This is a genomic window from Vibrio sp. V15_P4S5T153 (genome assembly GCF_963874485.1).
In the GTDB taxonomy this organism is placed as follows: Bacteria; Pseudomonadota; Gammaproteobacteria; order Enterobacterales; family Vibrionaceae; genus Vibrio; species Vibrio anguillarum.
The window spans coordinates 43,005-46,936 of record NZ_CAWNHR010000003.1; the positions used below are offsets into that span (position 1 = coordinate 43,005).

5 protein-coding genes are annotated in these 3,932 nt (G+C 41.4%); 4 read left to right on the top strand and 1 reads right to left on the bottom strand.

All coding sequences use genetic code 11. The features are described from left to right. Positions 1–277: 277 nt before the first annotated feature. The gene (locus AACT42_RS00785) at positions 278–814 is read left to right on the top strand and encodes a nucleotidyltransferase family protein (protein WP_094182962.1); all 537 of its coding nucleotides are present in this window, start codon (positions 278–280) and stop codon (positions 812–814) included. A gap of 330 nt (positions 815–1,144) precedes the next feature. Here the strand turns inward: AACT42_RS00785 and AACT42_RS00790 are convergent, their stop codons facing one another. Then, positions 1,145–1,330, bottom strand: coding sequence for a hypothetical protein (locus AACT42_RS00790; protein ID WP_094168036.1), 186 nt, complete (start codon positions 1,328–1,330; stop codon positions 1,145–1,147). Positions 1,331–1,632: 302 nt separating this feature from the next. On the opposite strand from AACT42_RS00790, the gene AACT42_RS00795 reads away from it, so the two are divergent. From AACT42_RS00795 to AACT42_RS00805, 3 genes are all read left to right on the top strand, one after another. Next, positions 1,633–2,172, top strand: a complete 540-nt coding sequence (locus AACT42_RS00795; RefSeq protein ID WP_141192818.1) for a hypothetical protein — start codon at positions 1,633–1,635, stop codon at positions 2,170–2,172. A gap of 733 nt (positions 2,173–2,905) precedes the next feature. Beyond that, complete coding sequence (locus tag AACT42_RS00800; RefSeq protein ID WP_094168033.1) at positions 2,906–3,196, top strand: YkgJ family cysteine cluster protein; 291 nt, start codon at positions 2,906–2,908, stop codon at positions 3,194–3,196. Between the two features lie 269 nt (positions 3,197–3,465). Continuing rightward, the gene (locus tag AACT42_RS00805; RefSeq protein WP_026028286.1) at positions 3,466–3,714 is read left to right on the top strand and encodes a DUF3297 family protein; all 249 of its coding nucleotides are present in this window, start codon (positions 3,466–3,468) and stop codon (positions 3,712–3,714) included. Positions 3,715–3,932 lie beyond the last annotated feature (218 nt).

The window sequence follows — 3,932 nt, forward strand, 5'->3', positions numbered from 1 at the left end:
AATCATATACCTTTCGTTCTCAGTGAGGTGCGTGTATTTCATGTTTTTTACTTCTTGGCGGGAGCAAAGTTCATGATTATCGCACCTTACTGTTTTTATGTTCAGAGGTGTCGCACTTCGTACTTGAATCCAAGATTGCTAACAAAGCATTTAAGAGGGATTCCCAACGCTTGGCATTTTTGCTTCTACTTCAAATTAAGTGTTTATGGCACAATGCTTTAAGTTGGGTAGTAGCGTTGCTCACCCCTTAATTGGGCGTTATGGCGCAAGGTGAAAAATGGATACTATCGTTGATTTAGTTAGAAAAGATCCCGTTCGATTTGAAGCACTGGAATGTGTTTACCAGCTTGAATTGCCTCAGTGCTACATAGCCGCAGGTTTTGTGCGAAACCTTGTCTGGGACTTTTTACATCGCAACGTAAAGCCGACGTCATTAAACGATATTGATGTCATTTTCTTCGATGCTGATTGTGTCGATTCAGATTATGAAAAATCACTTGAACTCAAGTTATCGGAGCAAATGCCCCAGATCAATTGGCAAGTGAAAAATCAAGCCAAGATGCACTTACAAAATGGTGACGATCCTTACCAAAGCACATTGGATGCCATGAGCTATTGGCCTGAAAAAGAAACGGCGGTAGCAGTGAGAAAAGTCGAGCACGATCGTTACGAATGTATATCAGCCTTTGGTTTCGAGAGTTTATTTCAAGGTTTAATCACACATAATCCTAAACGAGCATATGGAACCTTCGAAAATCGAGTAAAGTCAAAGGGTTGGTTAGTTATATGGCCTAACTTGAGAATTGCGCCATAACAAACGCTTCAAGAGGGACAGTCAACGCGCGGCATTTTTACTATGCGTTGGTTTATGTGATTACGGTGTTATGCGGTAAGTTGGTAGTAGCGTTGTCTGCCCCTTAAGCGGGCGTTATGTAAAGCGGGTAAAATTGGTATTATTCTGTTTTTGCGATCTCTTAAGCCATCGTTCCTTATCGTCGGCAAAATTCGTTTTTTCTGTCCCGATTCTTTGCCCAATTTAGCCGTAAAACATGCCAAGATTTGTGAGTTGCCTCATTTAGTTTCAGGGTTGGTTCGTGGTTGGTTGTGCAGGCTCAAAGTGTGGAAAGGGCAAGGTTAACGATAGTCAGTCTTTGTTGATGGTTTCTTTCGTTAAATTTCCTTGGCTTAACGGCATTTTTAGTCGCTGATAATCAGTATCCACCGTTTGTTGCGGCTTGGTTTGTAACATTGCTGACTTCGCAAATTCGTGAACACTGTTGGGTTCTTTTATTTTGGCTAATTCTTCGGTCGTACAGACTTGGTTTTTCATGGTAACTTTGGCTTATGTGACTGAATTTACATAACAAAGCATTTAAGACGGATTCGCAACGCTTGGCGGTTTTAGTGTAAATTCAGTTTTTGCGTTTTAAGTGGTTTGTCGAAGCATTGGTGTTTAGCGTTGCTCACCACTTAATGCGGCGTTAGGGCTCAGCAACTTTCAACTAGGTTAGTTAACGATATATGTTAAGAAAACAAATAAAAAAGTGTGTGATCTGTAGGGAGCAAATCCGAAACGATTCTAGTAAATGTAAACATTGTGGTTCATATCAGTCAAAGAGAATGCGAGTTGCAGTGTTTTTATCCCCTATGGTGTCAAGTTGTGTTGCCGTATTAGCTTTACTTGTTTCCCTTTGGCCGCGTATAGACGATGTTCTTTTTGATAAAAAGGCTGATTTAGTCATTGAGGTGTTGACCGTTGAAAATGGGGTTGCGCAACTTTTGGTTCGTAATGAGGGAAACAAGACCGGAGTTCTCAGCGGTTTGGGGGTTGACTTTGTAATGACAAATGAAAAAGCCTGTAAAAGTATGAAAGTTGATTTTGATGACAGTCGTATTGTAAAAGCAGGTGAAGAAAAGATAGTAAAAACTAGGCATAATTCGCACTTACCTTCACTTTCAATGTTTACTCCGCTTACTAAAGTAGAACGAAGTAAGCTCGAATCACTAGACAAAGCCGAACCAACACTTTTGAACTGGTTTGAAGGGCTACATCTGAAATCGCGAGAGTTCACTACAGTTTGCAACATCTCTATCAGCTCAATCTCATCCAATACCAATATTTCGATAGGAAATCATAGTTTCAACTGTAACTATGTTGATGAGGAAGCATAGCCCTAACAAACTGTTTAAGAGTGATTCGCAACGCGTGGCATTTTTACTATGCGTTGGTTTTTGTGTTTAAGGTGGTATGTGGGTGCTTCGGTATTGCGTTGCTCACACCTTAACAGGGCGTTATGCAACTCAGGTAAATTTAGGGGGTCAATCTTTTGGGATTTCTCCGGCTATTCGTTTTGTGTTGTCGGCAAATGAGCTTTTTTACCCTCAAATTCGTGGTTAACTCAAACCGTAAAACAGGCAAGGTTCTTTGTTTGCCTCAATCAGTTTTTGGCGTTGGCGCGTTGTGAATTTTGCGTGCGCAAAGTGTGGGAAGGGCAAGTTTATCGAGCATTGTTCACTTGCTGAGTGTTTCGCTCGTTGAGTTTTCCTGATTCAAAAGCTTGGTTGGTTGTTGAAAGGTGGACTTTGTTTTGGCGGCTCATTTATCACAGTTCTTGCTTGGGTTGATTCTTGAATCACTCAACCATTGCAATTGTGGCTTTTGGTCGTGTAAATTCAGTTTATCTCATTGAATTTGCATAACAAACGGCTCAAGAGGGATTGCCAACGCGTGGCGACTTTAGTGCAAAATTGAAGTTCAGTGATTACGGTGTATTTTTTGAGTTCGGTAATGCGTTGTCAACCCCTTAGCCGGGCGTTATGGCTATCAAGTTTAGTTCATCATTAATGTCGGTAAATTGGTTTAAATTGGAGTACTATTCTGCGATTAAACTCGCTGAAGAACTCGATGACAATCCCAATTAAAAATGTATCAAATCCGGAAATATCGTGCTCAAACTGCCATGCTTGTTGCTGCCGTTTAGAGGTTATGATCATTACCGATACAGGTGTACAAGAGCAGCATATTGCATTCGATGAATGGGGTGGAGAAACGATGCTGCGTTTGTCAGATGGTTGGTGTTCAGCTCTAGATCGTGAAACGTTCATGTGCACAATTTACGAAAATCGCCCTTGGATTTGTCGAGAATTCGAAATGGGCTCTTACGAATGTCGAGATGAACGGATAGACCTTTCTTAAGGTTTTACCAATAAATCAGTGAGTTGTTAGCCATAACAAACGGTTCAAGAGGGACAGCCAACGCGCGGCATTTTTATTATGCGTTGGTTTTTGTGGTTACGGTGTTATGCGGAAGCTTGGTAATGGCGTTGGCTGCCCCTTAACCGGGCGTTATATGCCATCTAGTTCTGCGTTCTATACCGCATATGAAATAGCATCTTTACTATGTTGAGCGGTCGGCTTGTATTGTCTACAATAGCGCACTTTTTTACATATTTTAGGTTATGAATATGAACGACACTACAGCTAAACCCGCTTTGCCGGATCACCTTGCTGGTAATCCTCGCAGCCCACACTATGTAGCGGAGTGCTTTGAACACCACATTGGCATTCGTCTAAATGGCAAAGAACGTACTGATGTTGAAGAATACTGCATTAGTGAAGGGTGGGTGAAAATTCCTTCACCGAAAGCTAAAGATCGTTTTGGCCAGCCGATGCTGATTAAGTTAAAAGGTGAAGTTGAAGCTTTTTATAAATAAGCTGCATTTTATACCGTCCGCATGCAATGTGTTGATAACTATGTAATTCAATGCATTGCATTCAAGATCTAGCTAGGTTTCTCATCCAAACATATAACAAACGGCTCAAGAGGGATTGCCAACGCGTGGTGACTTTAGTGCAAAATTGAAGTTCAGTGTTTACGGTGTGTTTTTTGAGTTCGATGGTGCGTTGTCAACCCCTTAGCCGGGCGTTATAC